Source organism: Streptomyces sp. NPDC057271 (assembly GCF_042668715.1).
In the GTDB taxonomy this organism is placed as follows: Bacteria; Actinomycetota; Actinomycetes; order Streptomycetales; family Streptomycetaceae; genus Streptomyces.
Map to the genome: position 1 here is coordinate 40,183 of NZ_JBHUYJ010000009.1, position 14,776 is coordinate 54,958.

The 14,776-nt window shown below is 69.4% G+C and carries 11 protein-coding genes and 2 pseudogenes; 3 read left to right on the forward strand and 10 right to left on the reverse strand.

Going from position 1 to position 14,776, the window contains the following annotated elements; all coding sequences use genetic code 11:
• Positions 1–34: 34 nt before the first annotated feature.
• Positions 35–188: pseudogene (locus ACFUJR_RS06780) on the forward strand (N-acetyltransferase); the annotation flags it as partial.
• Positions 189–272: 84 nt separating this feature from the next.
• On the opposite strand, the gene pssA reads toward ACFUJR_RS06780, so the two are convergent.
• The 9 genes and pseudogenes from pssA to ACFUJR_RS06825 form a co-directional block, all read right to left on the reverse strand.
• A complete protein-coding gene (gene pssA / locus ACFUJR_RS06785) occupies positions 273–1,148 on the reverse strand; it encodes a CDP-diacylglycerol--serine O-phosphatidyltransferase (RefSeq protein WP_383177307.1) in 876 nt (291 codons plus the stop codon).
• On the reverse strand, positions 1,141–1,797 hold the full coding sequence (locus ACFUJR_RS06790; protein ID WP_383177282.1) for a phosphatidylserine decarboxylase: 657 nt from the start codon (positions 1,795–1,797) through the stop codon (positions 1,141–1,143). The genes pssA and ACFUJR_RS06790 overlap by 8 nt, the downstream gene beginning before the upstream one ends.
• A 180-nt stretch (positions 1,798–1,977) precedes the next feature.
• Positions 1,978–3,183 (reverse strand): acyl-CoA dehydrogenase family protein, encoded by a 1,206-nt coding sequence (locus ACFUJR_RS06795; RefSeq protein WP_015037484.1) that lies wholly within the window; start codon positions 3,181–3,183, stop codon positions 1,978–1,980.
• Between the two features lie 2 nt (positions 3,184–3,185).
• Positions 3,186–3,710 (reverse strand): MaoC family dehydratase, encoded by a 525-nt coding sequence (locus ACFUJR_RS06800; RefSeq protein WP_030320137.1) that lies wholly within the window; start codon positions 3,708–3,710, stop codon positions 3,186–3,188.
• A 15-nt stretch (positions 3,711–3,725) separates the two neighbouring features.
• Entirely contained in the window at positions 3,726–4,691 is a 966-nt protein-coding gene (locus ACFUJR_RS06805; protein WP_383177287.1) for an HpcH/HpaI aldolase/citrate lyase family protein, read from the reverse strand.
• A pseudogene (locus ACFUJR_RS06810) lies at positions 4,688–6,691 on the reverse strand (protein meaA); the annotation flags it as partial. The gene ACFUJR_RS06805 and the pseudogene ACFUJR_RS06810, both read right to left, overlap by 4 nt.
• Before the next feature lie 146 nt (positions 6,692–6,837).
• Complete coding sequence (gene ccrA, locus ACFUJR_RS06815; protein WP_383177290.1) at positions 6,838–8,175, reverse strand: crotonyl-CoA carboxylase/reductase; 1,338 nt, start codon at positions 8,173–8,175, stop codon at positions 6,838–6,840.
• Positions 8,176–8,561: 386 nt separating this feature from the next.
• Complete coding sequence (locus ACFUJR_RS06820; protein WP_383177293.1) at positions 8,562–9,413, reverse strand: TetR family transcriptional regulator; 852 nt, start codon at positions 9,411–9,413, stop codon at positions 8,562–8,564.
• 121 nt (positions 9,414–9,534) lie between these two features.
• On the reverse strand, positions 9,535–11,316 hold the full coding sequence (locus tag ACFUJR_RS06825) for a 3-hydroxyacyl-CoA dehydrogenase family protein (RefSeq protein ID WP_383177296.1): 1,782 nt from the start codon (positions 11,314–11,316) through the stop codon (positions 9,535–9,537).
• Positions 11,317–11,627: 311 nt separating this feature from the next.
• Here ACFUJR_RS06825 and ACFUJR_RS06830 point away from each other — a divergent pair, with 311 nt between their 5' ends.
• Entirely contained in the window at positions 11,628–12,224 is a 597-nt protein-coding gene (locus ACFUJR_RS06830; RefSeq protein WP_383177298.1) for a HEAT repeat domain-containing protein, read from the forward strand.
• 56 nt (positions 12,225–12,280) lie between these two features.
• Here the strand turns inward: ACFUJR_RS06830 and ACFUJR_RS06835 are convergent, their stop codons facing one another.
• Positions 12,281–13,921 (reverse strand): alpha/beta fold hydrolase, encoded by a 1,641-nt coding sequence (locus ACFUJR_RS06835; protein ID WP_383177301.1) that lies wholly within the window; start codon positions 13,919–13,921, stop codon positions 12,281–12,283.
• A gap of 292 nt (positions 13,922–14,213) precedes the next feature.
• On the opposite strand from ACFUJR_RS06835, the gene ACFUJR_RS06840 reads away from it, so the two are divergent.
• Entirely contained in the window at positions 14,214–14,657 is a 444-nt protein-coding gene (locus tag ACFUJR_RS06840) for an SRPBCC family protein (RefSeq protein ID WP_383177304.1), read from the forward strand.
• The last annotated feature ends 119 nt before the right edge of the window (positions 14,658–14,776 follow it).

The following is a 14,776-nucleotide window of genomic DNA, read 5'->3' on the forward strand; positions in this document are numbered from 1 at the left end:
CAGCCTAGGCGGCCCACGTGGCCTTCGCGCTCCGCACGCTCCTGATCCTGGACACCGAGACCGACAGCCCCGCCGAGGGGCTCTACCGCAAGGCGGGCTGGACGCCGGCCGGGATCATCCCGGACTTCGCCGCGGACCCCACGGGAACCCTCCGCCCCACCACGCTCTACTACAAGCGCCTGCCCTGATCGCACACGACGAAGGGCTCCGGACACGACGAAGGGCCCGGATGCTTCCCGCATCCGGGCCCTTCCTCGGCGTACACGTACCGCCTACGGCAGCTGAGCCGCCTCCGCCTGCCGCGCCTCCCGGCTCTCACGCCGGTTGTCGCGGAAGGTGTTCACGCGCCGGGCCGTCGCGAAGAGGGGGATCACGGCGCCCAGAACCACCTGCAGCGCGCAGCCGGTCTGGAGCAGCAGCTGCCCGCCGGGCGCGTCGAACGCCCAGGCCGCCAGCATGCCCATCGCCCCCACGATCCAGCTGAGCATCGCCACCGCGAGGATGCCCCGAGGCTTCGGGTACTCGACCCGGCTCACCATCAGCCAGGCGACACCGATGATCGCCAGCAGCGTCGGGATGAACGGCAGCTCGAGAAGGACGATCGAGACCACCGTCAGCGCGCCGAACGGGCTCGGCATGCCCTGGAACATGCCGTCCTTCATCGTCACGCACGAGAATCTCGCCAGCCGCAGCACCACCGCCAGCAGCACCACGATCGCGGCCACCGCCGAGACCTTCTGCTGCGCGCCGGGCGTGACCATCCCGTACACGAGTACGAAGTAGGCCGGGGCCAGACCGAAGCTGATCAGGTCCGAGAGGTTGTCGAGCTCGGCGCCCATCGGGGACGAGCGCAGCTTGCGCGCCACGATGCCGTCGAACAGGTCGAAGATCGCCGCGGCGAGCATCAGGATCACGGCGGTGGCGGCGCTGTTGCGCGCCATGCCGGTCTCGGTGCTGCCCGTGAGGTGCGGGATGAGGATGCCGGTGGTGGTGAAGTACACCGCCATGAATCCACACGTCGCGTTACCGAGCGTGAGGGCGTCCGCTATGGACAGCCTCAACGACAGCGGCATCTCCTCGGCATCCTCGGCCTCCTCCGCGTCGCTGTCGGCGACCCACTCGGCGGCCCGGGTGTCGGGATCAATCACGGTCAATGCGAGTCACCCCCGCGGTCGTGGTCTGACCGACCTCGACGGCGACATCGACACCCTCCGGAAGGTAGATGTCGACGCGTGACCCGAAGCGGATCAGACCGATGCGCTCGCCCTGCTCGACCTTCGTCCCCTGGGGGATGTAGGGCACGATGCGCCGTGCCACGGCACCGGCGATCTGCACCATCTCGATGTCACCGAGCTCGGTGTCGAAGTGCCAGACAACGCGCTCGTTGTTCTCGCTCTCCTTGTTGAACGCCGGCACGAACCCACCGGGGACGTGCTCCACGGACGTCACCGTGCCGGCCAGCGGCGCGCGGTTGACGTGGACGTTCAGCGGGCTCATGAAGATGGCGACCCGGGTGCGTCCGTCCTTCCACGGCATGATGCTCTGCACCACACCGTCGGCGGGGGAGATGACCCGGCCCTGAGCGATCTCGCGCTCGGGGTCGCGGAAGAACCACAGCATGCCCGCCGCCAGGGCGGTGGTGGGCACGGCGATGGCCGCGGCACGCCGAGACGTGCGCGCACGCACGAGGCTCAGCGCCGCGGTGGCGACGGTCGGCAGAAGCCACGGCGATGCTCCGCGTGCGATGCGTACGCCGGCGAGGCTGTCGCGAGGTGCAGAGGTTTGGCTGTGGGGCATGGATGACCTTCGTAGCGGATGATGCCGCACTGGCAACGGGGGACGGCGGCTTTCCGTCGATGCTATCGGGTGGGAGCCGCAACTGGGTAAGCCAGAAGCCGAGTCGGTCGGCCGGAAACTCTCAGGCGATGCTGACAGGGTGTGATCTTCTTCGCGGCCGAACCGACTCAAAAGCGACAATCAACCCTGGAACCGGTACTCCTCGAGTAGCCGGCGACCGATGATCATTTTCTGGATCTCGGCGGTACCTTCACCGATGAGCAGCATCGGAGCCTCGCGGTAGAGGCGCTCGATCTCGTACTCCTTCGAGAACCCGTATCCACCGTGGATACGGAAGGCGTCCTCGACGACTTCCTTGCAGTACTCGGAGGCGAGGTACTTCGCCATCCCTGCTTCGAGGTCGTTTCGTTCCCCGGAGTCCTTTTTGCGTGCTGCGTTCACCATCATGGCATGAGCGGCCTCGACCTTGGTAGCCATCTCGGCCAGCTTGAACTGAATCGCCTGGTGCTGGGCGATCGCCTTGCCGAAAGTGTGACGTTGCTGGGCATACGAGACACCCAGTTCGAAAGCACGCTGAGCGACACCGCAGCCACGGGCCGCGACGTTCACGCGGCCGACCTCCACGCCGTCCATCATTTGGTAAAACCCTCGGCCGGTGACCCCGCCGAGGACCCGATTGGCCGGAATGCGCAGTCCGTCCATGATGAGTTCGGTCGTGTCGACGCCCTTGTAACCCATCTTGTCGATCTTCCCGGGGATGGTGAGGCCGGGGCGGACCTCTCCGAAGCCGGGCTCCTTCTCGACGAGGAAGGTCGTCATCGACTTGTGGGGCGCCGTGCCCTCCGGGTGTCCTTCGTCACTTCGGACGAGAACGGCGACCAGCGTTGACGTTCCGCCGTTCGTCAGCCACATCTTCTGGCCGTTCAGGACGTACTCGTCGCCGTCCTTGACGGCCTTCGACGTGATCGCCGACACATCCGAGCCGAGGCCCGGCTCCGACATGGAGAACGCGCCACGCGTCTCGCCGGCCGCCATCCGCGGAAGGAAGTAGTCCTTCTGCTCCTGCGTGCCGTGCTGCTTGAGCATGTACGCCACGATGAAGTGGGTGTTGATGATGCCGGAGACCGACATCCAGCCGCGGGCGATCTCCTCCACGCACAGCGCGTACGTGAGCAGCGACTCACCCAGACCCCCGTACTCCTCGGGGATCATCAGACCGAAGAGGCCGAGCTCCTTGAGCCCGTCGACGATCTGCTGCGGGTACTCGTCGCGGTGCTCGAGCTCGGTCGCGACCGGGATGATCTCCTTGTCGACGAACTCCCGGACGGTCTTGAGGATCTCCTGCTGGACATCCGTGAGCCCGGCGGTCTGGGCGAGTCGGGCCATGGCTACTTCTCCGTCTTCTTCGCGGGCTCGATCAGCTCGGGGCGGCCGGGCTGCTCGCCGCCGCGCTCCTTGATGTACGTCTCGGTGGGGACCATCACCTTGCGGCGGAAGACGCACACCAGGGTGCCGTCCTGCTTGTAGCCCTTGGTCTCGACGTAGACGATGCCGCGGTCGTTCTTCGACTTCGACGGGGTCTTGTCGAGGACCGTGGTCTCGCCGTAGATGGTGTCGCCGTGGAAGGTCGGGGCCACGTGGCGCAGCGACTCGATCTCCAGGTTGGCGATCGCCTTGCCCGAGACGTCCGGGACGGACATGCCGAGCAGCAGCGAGTAGATGTAGTTGCCGACGACGACGTTCTTGCCGAAGTCCGTCGTGTTCTCGGCGTAGTTCACATCCATGTGCAGCGGATGGTGGTTCATCGTCAGCAGGCAGAAGAGGTGGTCGTCGTACTCGGTGACCGTCTTCCCGGGCCAGTGCTTGTAGACGGCGCCGACTTCGAACTCTTCGTAGGTGCGGCCGAACTGCATGGGACTCTGTCCTTGTCAGCTGGAAGGAATCTCGAACTTGGTGGTGCGCTCCATGCCGGCGGCGCGGCCCTTGCCGGAGATGACCAGCGCCATCTTGCGGGAGGCCTCGTCGATCATCTCGTCGCCGAGCATGGCCGAGCCCTTCTTGCCGCCGGCCTCGGAGGTGTAGTAGTCGTACGCGTCCAGGATCAGCTCGGCGTGGTCGAAGTCCTCCTGCGACGGGGAGAAGATCTCGTTCGCGGCGGCGACCTGGTCCGGGTGGAGCACCCACTTGCCGTCGAAGCCGAGCGCGGCGGCGCGGCGGGCGACCGCCTGGTAGCCCTCGGGGTTGCGGATCTGCAGGTAGGGACCGTCGATCGCCTGGAGGTTGTTGGCGCGGGCGGCCATCAGGATCTTCATCAGGATGTAGTGGTAGGCGTCGGCGTCGTAGCCGGGCGGCTGCTCGCCGACGACCAGCGACTTCATGTTGATCGAGGCCATGAAGTCGGCCGGGCCGAAGATGATGGTCTCGACGCGCTGCGAGGCGGTGGCGATCGCGTTGACGTTGTTGAGGCCCTGGGCGTTCTCGATCTGCGCCTCGATGCCGATCTTGCCGACCTCGAAGCCCATGGTCTTCTCGATCTGCGTCAGCAGCAGGTCGAGCGCCACGATCTGCTGGGCGTCCTGGACCTTCGGCAGCATGATGCAGTCGAGGTTCTGGCCGGCGCCCTCGACGACGGTGACGACGTCACGGTACGTCCAGTGGGTCGTCCAGTCGTTGACGCGCACGACCCGGGTCTTGCCGGTCCAGTCGCCCTCGTTGAGGAACTTGACGATGGTGTGGCGGGCCTCGGGCTTGGCGAGCGGCGCGCAGGCGTCCTCCAGGTCGAGGAAGACCTGGTCGGCGGCGAGCCCCTGGGCCTTCTCCAGGAAGCGCGGGTTGGAGCCGGGGACCGCCAGACACGAGCGACGCGGGCGGAGTCGGTTCACGGGGCTGGTCATGCGGGGACCTCCAGGGGGTCGAGCTTGTTCGCTTTCCGGATCTCGTCGACGATACGGCCGATGATCTCCGTGATACCGAAGTCCTTCGGTGTGAAGACGGCGGCCACACCCGCGCGCTTCAGTTCTGCGGCGTCGGCGTTCGGGATGATCCCGCCGACGATGACCGGCACGTCGGTCGCCCCCGCCTCGCGGAGGCGGTCGAGGACGTCCGGGACCAGCTCGGCGTGCGAGCCGGACAGGATCGACAGACCCACGCAGTGCACGTCCTCCGCGAGGGCCGCGTTGACGATCTGCTCGGGCGTCAGCCGGATCCCCTGGTAGACCACCTCGAAGCCGGCGTCACGCGCGCGGACGGCGATCTGCTCGGCCCCGTTGGAGTGCCCGTCCAGGCCCGGCTTGCCGACCAGGAGCCGCAGCCGCCCGGAGCCCAGCTCCGTGGCCGTCCGCGCCACCTTCTCCCGTACGAGAGCCAGCGGGGTGCCCGCCTCGGCCGTCACCGCCACGGGCGCGGAGGAGACGCCGGTGGGGGCGCGGAACTCGCCGAAGACGTCCCGCAGCGCCCAGGACCACTCGCCGGTCGTGACACCCGCACGGGCGCATTCCAGGGTGGCGGCGAAGAGGTTGCCGTCCCCGGCCGCCGTGGCCTTCAGGGCCGCGAGCGACTCCTGGGCCCGGTTCTCGTCGCGGTTGTCGCGCCACTCGTGGAGCTTCGCGACGACCCTGGCCTCGTTGGCCGGATCGACGGTCATGATCGCCGTGTCGAGGTCCGAGGTGAGCGGGTTCTCCTCGGTCGACTGGAAGATGTTCACGCCGACGATCTTCTCGTCGCCGGCCTCGATCCGGGCGCGCCGTTCTGCGTGCGAGGAGACCAGCTGCGACTTGAGGTAGCCGGACTCGACGGCGGCCATCGCGCCGCCCATCGCCTGGATCCGGTCGATCTCGGCCAGGCACTCCTCGACGAGCGAGTCGACCTTGGCCTCGATCACGTGGGACCCGGCGAAGATGTCCTCGTACTCCAGCAGGTCGGACTCGTGGGCGAGCACCTGCTGGATACGGAGCGACCACTGCTGGTCCCAGGGCCGGGGCAGGCCGAGCGCCTCGTTCCAGGCGGGCAGCTGGACGGCACGCGCGCGTGCGTCCTTGGAGAGCGTGACGGCCAGCATCTCCAGGACGATCCGCTGGACGTTGTTCTCCGGCTGGGCCTCGGTCAGACCGAGCGAGTTGACCTGGACGCCGTAACGGAAGCGGCGCTGCTTGTCGTTCTCGATGCCGTACCGCTCACGCGTGACCTTGTCCCAGATGCGGCCGAAGGCGCGCATCTTGCACATCTCCTCGATGAAGCGGACGCCCGCGTTCACGAAGAACGAGATACGGGCGACGACTTCACCGAAGCGGTCCGCCGGAACCTGGCCGGAGTCCCGGACCGCGTCGAGCACCGCGATGGCGGTGGACATCGCGTACGAGATCTCCTGGACCGGAGTGGCTCCCGCCTCCTGCAGGTGGTAACTGCAGATGTTGATCGGGTTCCACTTCGGGATGTTGTTCACCGTGTAGGTGATCATGTCCGTCGTGAGGCGCAGCGACGGGCCGGGCGGGAAGACGTGCGTCCCGCGCGACAGGTACTCCTTCACGATGTCGTTCTGGGTGGTGCCCTGGAGCCGGGTGACGTCCGCGCCCTGCTCCTCGGCGACCACCTGGTAGAGCGCCAGCAGCCACATCGCCGTGGCGTTGATGGTCATCGAGGTGTTCATCTGCTCCAGGGGGATGTCCTGGAACAGCCGGCGCATGTCACCGAGGTGCGAGACCGGGACCCCGACCCGGCCGACCTCGCCGCGGGCGAGGATGTGGTCGGGGTCGTAGCCGGTCTGCGTGGGCAGGTCGAAGGCGACCGAGAGACCGGTCTGCCCCTTGGCCAGGTTGCGCCGGTACAGCTCGTTGGACGCCTCGGCGGTCGAGTGACCGGCGTAGGTCCGCATGAGCCACGGCCGGTCCTTTTCCTTCCGCGCCTGCGGTTGAGGGCGCTCAGGGCCGGCGTCGACGCTCCTCGGTCCGCGGTCGCTTCGCTCCCTTGCCTTCGTCTCTTTCGACTCCGGCGCGCCCTCAGCCGCAGGCGCAGTCTGACGCTCTGTCATGTACGGTCCCGGGCTCAGATGTTACGGAAGCGGTTGATGGCGTCGATGTGCTTCGCGCGCATCTCCGGGTCGCGCACGCCGAGGCCCTCCTCGGGGGCGAGGGCGAGGACGCCGACCTTGCCCTGGTGCAGGTTGCGGTGCACGTCGTAGGCGGCCTGGCCGGTGTCCTCCAGGGAGTAGACCTTGGAGAGCGTCGGGTGGATCTTGCCCTTGGCGATGAGGCGGTTGGCCTCCCACGCCTCGCGGTAGTTGGCGAAGTGCGAGCCGATGATCCGCTTCAGGGACATCCACAGGTAGCGGTTGTCGTACTGGTGCATGTAACCCGAGGTCGAGGCACAGGTGGTGATGGTGCCGCCCTTGCGGGTGACGTACACCGAGGCGCCGAAGGTCTCGCGGCCCGGGTGCTCGAAGACGATGTCGATGTCCTCGCCGCCGGTCAGCTCACGGATCTTCGAGCCGAAGCGCTTCCACTCGCGCGGGTCCTGGGTGTTCTCGTCCTTCCAGAACTTGTAGCCCTCGGCGTTGCGGTCGATGACCGCCTCCGCGCCCATCGCCCGGCAGATGTCGGCCTTCTCGGGGGAGGAGACGACACAGATCGGGTTGGCACCGCCGGCCAGCGCGAACTGGGTGGCGTACGAGCCGAGGCCGCCGCTCGCGCCCCAGATCAGGACGTTGTCGCCCTGCTTCATGCCGGCGCCGTTGCGGGAGACCAGCTGGCGGTACGCGGTGGAGTTCACCAGGCCGGGGGAGGCGGCCTCCTCCCAGCTCAAGTGGTCCGGCTTCGGCATGAGCTGGTTGGACTTGACGAGCGCGATCTCCGCCAGGCCGCCGAAGTTGGTCTCGAAGCCCCAGATCCGCTGCTCGGGGTCGAGCATCGTGTCGTTGTGGCCGTCCGAGGACTCCAGCTCGACCGAGAGGCAGTGCGCGACGACCTCGTCGCCGGGGTTCCAGGCGTTGACGCCCGGACCGGTGCGCAGCACGACGCCCGCGAGGTCGGAGCCGATGACGTGGTACGGCAGGTCGTGGCGCTTGGTGAGCTCGGAGAGCCGCCCGTACCGCTCCAGGAAGCTGAAGGTCGAGACCGGCTCGAAGATCGAGGTCCAGACCGAGTTGTAGTTCACGGAGCTGGCCATCACGGCGACCAGGGCCTCACCCGGGCCGAGCTCGGGGAGCGCCACGTCGTCGAGGTGGAGCGACTTGCGCGGGTCCTTGTCGCGGCTCTCGAGGCCCGCGAACATCTCGGCCTCGTCCTTGTGGACGGTCACGGCGCGGTACGACTCGGGGAGCTTGATGTTGGCGAAGTCCGAGGACGTGGAGTCCGGGGACTGGATCGCGTCCAGGATGTCCTTCACGGGGTGCCTCCGGCGGTGCGGCGTCTGAGGGAGACGCGCTGAGGGTTACGTCTTGGAGTGCTGCTCTGGAGGTGTGCCGTCGGTTCGGCGGGGCGGTGCGGTGGCTGCGCCGGGTGGGCGCTGTGGGTTGCCTGTGACGCAGGCGTCCGGGCGCACAATCACGATGGCTTGTGGGGACAGCCGGCGCACGAGGAGACCTCGGCGCGCCGGCCGCCCGGACATCTTCAACGTATGGCACCGCGTGTCACCTGACAAGGCACTGCGTGCCAACAATTTCACTCATATGCAATCTGCCGGTCACACATGAGCGATGATCGATCGAATGTGGGGGCAAAACGGTACGAGGGCCGCCCCCAGGGGGGCGGCCCTCGTCGTGAGTCCGGTGGTCAGTCGCGCTTGAGCGCGTCCTGGATGGTCCGCATGACCTCGTCGAGCGGAGCGTCCGTACGCGCCACCGCCACGAGCACCCCGCCCTCCGTGGACGCGGTCGCCGCGGAAGCCTGCGGGGCCGCCTGGGGGCCCTGGGCGGCGGACTGGGAGCCCGCCTGCGGGGCCGAGGCCGGCCGGGCGCCTATGCCCGAGCCGAACGTCTCCCGCACGATCGCGAAGGCGTGGTCCAGCTGCGCCTCCACGTCCCCCTGGCCGCCGGCCCGCAGCCAGCGGCGCAGGACGTGGTTGTGGGCCGTGACGACCGCCGAGGCGGCCACCTCGGCCAGCAGCGGGTCGTCGTTGCCGTCGTGGTGGTCGCGCTCGTCGAAATGGCCCAGCAGATAGCGGGTGAACAGCCGCTCGTAGCGGGCCACGGAGGCGATCTCGCGCTCGCGCAGGGTGGGCACCTCACGGGTGAGCCGGTACCGCTCCACGGAGACCGCCGGGGACCCCGCGTACATCTTCATGACTTCCTTGATGCCCCGGCAGACGGTGTCCAGCGGGTGCTCGTGCGGCGGAGCGGCGTTGAGCACCGCCTCCGCCCGCACCAGGGTGTCGTCGTGGTCGGGGAAGATCGCCTCTTCCTTGGAGCGGAAGTGGCGGAAGAAGGTCCGGCGGGCGACCCCGGCCGCCGCGGCGATCTCGTCGACCGTCGTGGCCTCGTACCCCTTGGTCGCGAACAGCTCCATGGCCGCGGCGGCCAGCTCGCGGCGCATCTTCAGCCGCTGCGCGGCCGCACGGGTGCCCGCCGCACTCTCCTGACTGTCGGAGGTGGACGTGGCACGGGGTGACTTCGCGGCCTTGGACATGTCCTGAACGTACTGCATCAGTGCGGGAGTGTGCCCAGGTGGGGGAGGGTCGCCCGGGCCCGTACCGGGGGTGCCGTTGGCACTCCCGGGGCTCAGCAACCCTCCCCAGCCCGCGTAGGGCTCAGCGTCGGGCATATTCGCGGAAGCCGCGCCCCGTCTTGCGGCCGAGGCAGCCGGCCGCCACCAGGTGCTCCAGGAGCGGCGCCGGAGCCAGGCCCGGGTCGCGGAACTCGCGGTGCAGGACCTGCTCGATGGCGAGCGAGACGTCCAGGCCGACGACGTCGAGCAGCTCGAACGGACCCATCGGGTAGCCGCCGCCCAGCTTCATGGCGGCGTCGATGTCGTCCAGGGTCGCGTAGTGCTCCTCGACCATCTTGATCGCGTTGTTCAGGTACGGGAAGAGCAGCGCGTTCACGATGAAACCGGCCCGGTCGCCGCAGTCCACCGGGTGCTTGCGGATCTTCGTGGTGACCTCGCGGACCGTGGCGTGGACGTCGTCCGCGGTCAGGACCGTACGGACGATCTCCACCAGCTTCATCGCGGGCGCCGGGTTGAAGAAGTGCATCCCGATGACGTCCTGCGGGCGCGAGGTGGCGCGGGCGCAGGCGACGACCGGCAGCGAGGAGGTCGTGGTGGCGAGCACCGCGCCCGGCCTGCAGATCTTGTCGAGCCGGGCGAACAGCTCCTGCTTGATCGCCAGGTCCTCGGCGACCGCCTCCACGGCCAGGTCGACCTCGGCGAAGGCGTCGAGCGAACCGGCCGGGGTGATCCGGGCCAGCGTCTCGTCGCGGGCCTCGCCGGTCATCCGGCCCTTGTCGACGGAGCGCGCGAGGGACTTCGCGATCCGGGCCTTGGCGGTGTCGGCCTTCTCCTGGGAGCGGGCGGAGAGGACGACCTCGTACCCGGCCTTGGCGAAGACCTCGGCGATTCCGGAGGCCATCGTGCCGGAGCCGGCGACGCCGACCGAGCGGACCTCGCGGCCGCCGCCGGTCGCGGCGCTCTCCAGCGGGGTCAGCGCGTCGCGGACGACGGTGCCCGAGCCGGCCGCGTCGTACGTGTAGAACCCGCGGCCCGACTTGCGGCCTGTGAGGCCTGCCTCGCTGAGCTGCTTGAGGATCGGGGCGGGGGCGTGGAGCCGGTCGCGCGACTCGCTGTACATCGCCTCCAGGACGGTGCGGGCGGTGTCGATGCCGATCAGGTCGAGCAGCTCCAGCGGACCCATCGGCAGACCGCAGCCGAGCTTCATGGCGGCGTCGATGTCCTCGCGGGAGGCGTACTTCGCCTCGTACATCGCCGCAGCCTGGTTGAGGTAGCCGAAGAGCAGGCCGTCCGCGACGAAGCCGGGGCGGTCGCCGACCGCGACGGGCTCCTTGCCCAGGTCGTGCGCGAGTGCGGTGACGGCCTCGACGGCCTGCGGCGCGGTGAGGACGGAGGAGACGATCTCCACCAGCTTCATGGCCTGGACCGGGGTGAAGAAGTGCAGGCCGAGCACGCGCTCCGGGTGGGCGGAGTCGGCGGCGAGCCGGGTCACCGAGAGCGCGTTGGTGCCGGTGGCGATGATCGCGTCGGGCCGGACGATGGCGTCCAGGGCCCGGAAGACCTCCTGCTTGGCCTCGTACGACTCGGGCACGACCTCGATCACGAGGTCGGCGTCGGCCGCCGCCTGCAGGTCGGAGTAGGTGCGGAAGCGGGCGAGGACGTCCTGCCGCTCCTCCTCGGTGATCCGCTCGCGGGCCACCGCACGGGCGGTGGACGCCTCCAGGGCGGCGACGGCCTGGGTGGCGGCGGCTTCGCTGATGTCGATGCCGATGACCTCGCGGCCGGCCCGGGCGAGGACATCGGCGATGCCCTTGCCCATGGTGCCGAGACCGACGACGGCGATGGTGGAGAGAGGGGTGTCCATCAGGGGACTCCAGGAGGGAAGAGTGACGACTGAAGGCGGCGCGTGCGGGCGCGAACGGATCGCGAACGGAAAGCGCGAGGAGTTCGCGAGGGAAGCGCGAAGAGATCGCGGGGAAAAGGCGATGGACTCTGTCCCGGAGCCGCATCGAATACTGCCGAACCGACAAACTCGATCTCACGACGGCTGCGTCACCAGGCCGTTGTGAGGTGGCGGGGGTTACCCGCTCACCTGAGATTAACCGGCGGGTAACGAGCGCGCCAGTCCCGGGGAGTTCGGAAAATGTGATCTGGATCGCGGATACGCTGACGGTCATGGAAATCGCCCAGGACCCCGAATTCTGCTCGATGATCGATCGATTGCGGGACGAGATCCACGACGGCACGGAAAGTGATCGAAAGGCATTCGAAGGACTCGCCGCCACCGACGATCCCGAAGTGTTCGCCAGCGTCCTGACCGCACCCGGCCAACCCCTCTGGGCCCGCGAGATCGCGGCCTTCCGGCTCGGCCTCGTCCGCGACCCCCGCGCCTTCGAAGCCCTGGTCCTGCTCCTCAACCACCGCGACCCGGAGCGCTGCGTCTCCGCCGCGTACGCCCTGGCCCGGCTCGGCGACCCGCGCACCGCGCGCGCCGCCGCCGCCCTCGCCACCAACGAACTCCGCGTCGCCTACGCCCTGTTGCCGGTGCGGCTGCTCGCCGACCTGCGCGCCCCCGAGTCCCTGCCGGCCCTCGTCACCGTCCTGGAGCGGCGCCTGGGGTCCGACGACCCGCACTGGCGCGTCGGAGTCGCCTGCGTCGAGGGGCTCGGCACCCTCGGCGACCCACGCGCCCTGCCGGCCCTCGAGGCGGCCCTCCCTCACCCGCGCCTCGGCCGGGCGGCCGCGGAGGCGCTCGCCCGGCTCGCCCGCTAGCGGGCCTTCGCCCTCCGGGTCGGGGCGAAGGCCTCCCCTCATGCGGCGGGGGGTCCTCAGCGCACGTGGCCCAGGAGCCCGTGCAGGACCGCGCCGCCCGTCCGGTCGACCACCGTGCCGCCTGTCCGGTCGACCGCCGCGCCTCCCGGCGCGGAGCCGTTGCGGGCGGCGGAGCTCGCCGTGACCGGCTTCGGCTCGGGGAGCGCCTCGCAGACCGCGTCCGCCTCCGACAGCCCGTCACCCCGCGGCACGGTTCCCGTGGCGAGGTAGTCCGCCAGGTACTCGTCCAGGCAGTCGTTGCCGGCGAGCGTCACCCCGTGGTTCCCGCCGCCCTCCTCGACCACCAGGCTGGAGCCCCGCACCATCCGTCGCAGCGCGACCGCGCCCTCGTACGGGGTGGCCGCGTCGTCCGTCGCCTGGAGGATCAGTACCGGCGCCACCTCGTCGTTGGTGACGTCCGGGGGTGTCAGCGAGTCCACCGGCCAGAACGCGCACGGAGCGTTGTACCAGGCGTTGTTCCAGGTGGCGAAGGGTGCCTTGGCGTGCACGTTCCAGTTGTCCGTACGCCAGGTGTTCCAGTCGCGCGGCCACTTCGCGTCCCGGCACTGGACGCTCGTGTAGACCGAGTAGCCGTTGTCCGACGCCTTGTCCGGGGCCGCGTAGCTTTCGTACACCCGGGTCAGCGGGACCGCGTTCGCGTCGTTGACGTACGCCGAGAACGCCCCGGCGAGGGACGGCCAGTAGCCGTCGTAATACCCGCCCGGCAGGTAGGTGTCCTCCAGTTCGCCGGGGCCGACCTTGCCGCCCGCCGGGGTCTCGCGCAGCGCGTCCCGCATCCGGTACCAGGCGGCTTCGACCGCCGCCGGGTCCGAACCGAGCCCGTACGTCGCGTTCTGGCGGGCCACCCAGGCCATGAAGTCCTTGTGTCGGGTGTCGAAGGCGAGGTCCTGCGCCAGGTTGTCCTCGTACCAGACACCCTGCGGGTTGACGACCGAGTCCAGCGCGAACCGGCGCACCCGCTCCGGGTAGAGCCGCGCGTACACGGCGCCGAGGTACGTGCCGTAGGAGTACCCCAGATAGTTGAGCCGGGGCGCGCCGAGCGCCTCGCGGACCGCGTCCATGTCCCTGGCCGTGCTGACCGTGTCGATGTACGGCAGGACGTCGGCGTACTTCTCGCCGCACGCCGCCGCGAAGGCCCGCGCCCGCTCGACGCCCTGCTGCTCGGCCTCCGCGCCGCTCGGGAGCGAGTCGGGGCGCACCGGCTCGAAGTGGCCGGGCCTGCAGTCGAGCGCGGGCTCGCTCCTGCCGACCCCGCGCGGATCGAAGCCGATGACGTCGTACTGCGCCGCCACCGCCGCGGGCAGCGAGGCGGCCACGTACCCGGCCAGGGTCCTGCCGCTGCCGCCCGGTCCGCCCGGGTTCACGAGCAGCGGACCCTGGGACTCCTTCGCTGAGTGCGGGATCCGGGTCAGTGCCAGCGTGATGCCGCGCCCGGCCGGGTCGTCGTGGTTCAGCGGCACCCTGAGCGTGGCGCACTGGAGCTTCGGATACGCCGAGGTGGCACAGCCGCTCCAGACGAGCGGCGCGATCGGGCGGGGGGTCGGCTCGGGCCGGGGTGCCGCGGACGCGGGCAGGACGGTGGCCGTCCCGGCGACCAGCGCCCCAGCGGCGAGCAGCATTCCTGCGCGTGTGGTCATAGGGCGTCCGTGCCCCGGAGCGCATCCGGAAGGACCTGTTCCGGCCAGAGTTGACCCGATCAGGCGATCCGCCGGATCCGTTCAGATCCATCGGGTCCGTGATGCGCCGCGACGTGATCCGGGACGACGAAGACCCCGGCGGAGATGTCCGGGTTCCTCGACGCCGGACAGGGAGGAGAACACCTGTCCCTTGATCGTCGCGAGCCGGTGGGGAGCCCGGATTTGGGAGGCCCGCGCCCAGGTGGTTGGCTGGTGCCACACCCTTGAGGAACCGAGTGCTGGAGGAAGTGCAATGGCGCAGGTCGAGGCCACCACGGAGCGGATCATCGCGGCGGACGCGGAGACGGTGTTCGACGCTCTGGCCGACTACAGCGGCACCCGCGGGAAGGTGCTGTCGGAGCACTTCAGCGAGTACGAGGTCCGCGAGGGCGGCGACGGCGAGGGAACCCTCGTCCACTGGAAGCTCCAGGCCACCAGCAAGCGGATCCGCGACTGCCTCCTGGAGGTCACCGAGCCCAGCGACGGCCGGCTCGTCGAGAAGGACCGCAACTCCTCCATGGTCACCACCTGGACCGTCACCCCCGCCGGGGAGGGCAAGTCGCGGGCCGTCGTCACCACCGTCTGGAACGGCGCCGGAGGCATCGGCGGTTTCTTCGAGAAGACCTTCGCGCCCAAGGGCCTCGGACGTATCTACGACGCCGTGCTGGCCAACCTCGCCGCCGAGGTGGAGAAGTAACGCTCCCGCGCTCACCGATTCGAGTGGTCTTCGCGCGACCCCCGGGCCGGCGCCCCGCGCGCCCCCGGGGGGCGGGGGTCTTTTTTGACCAGCTGAGGGCGACCCAAAGGAGGCGACCT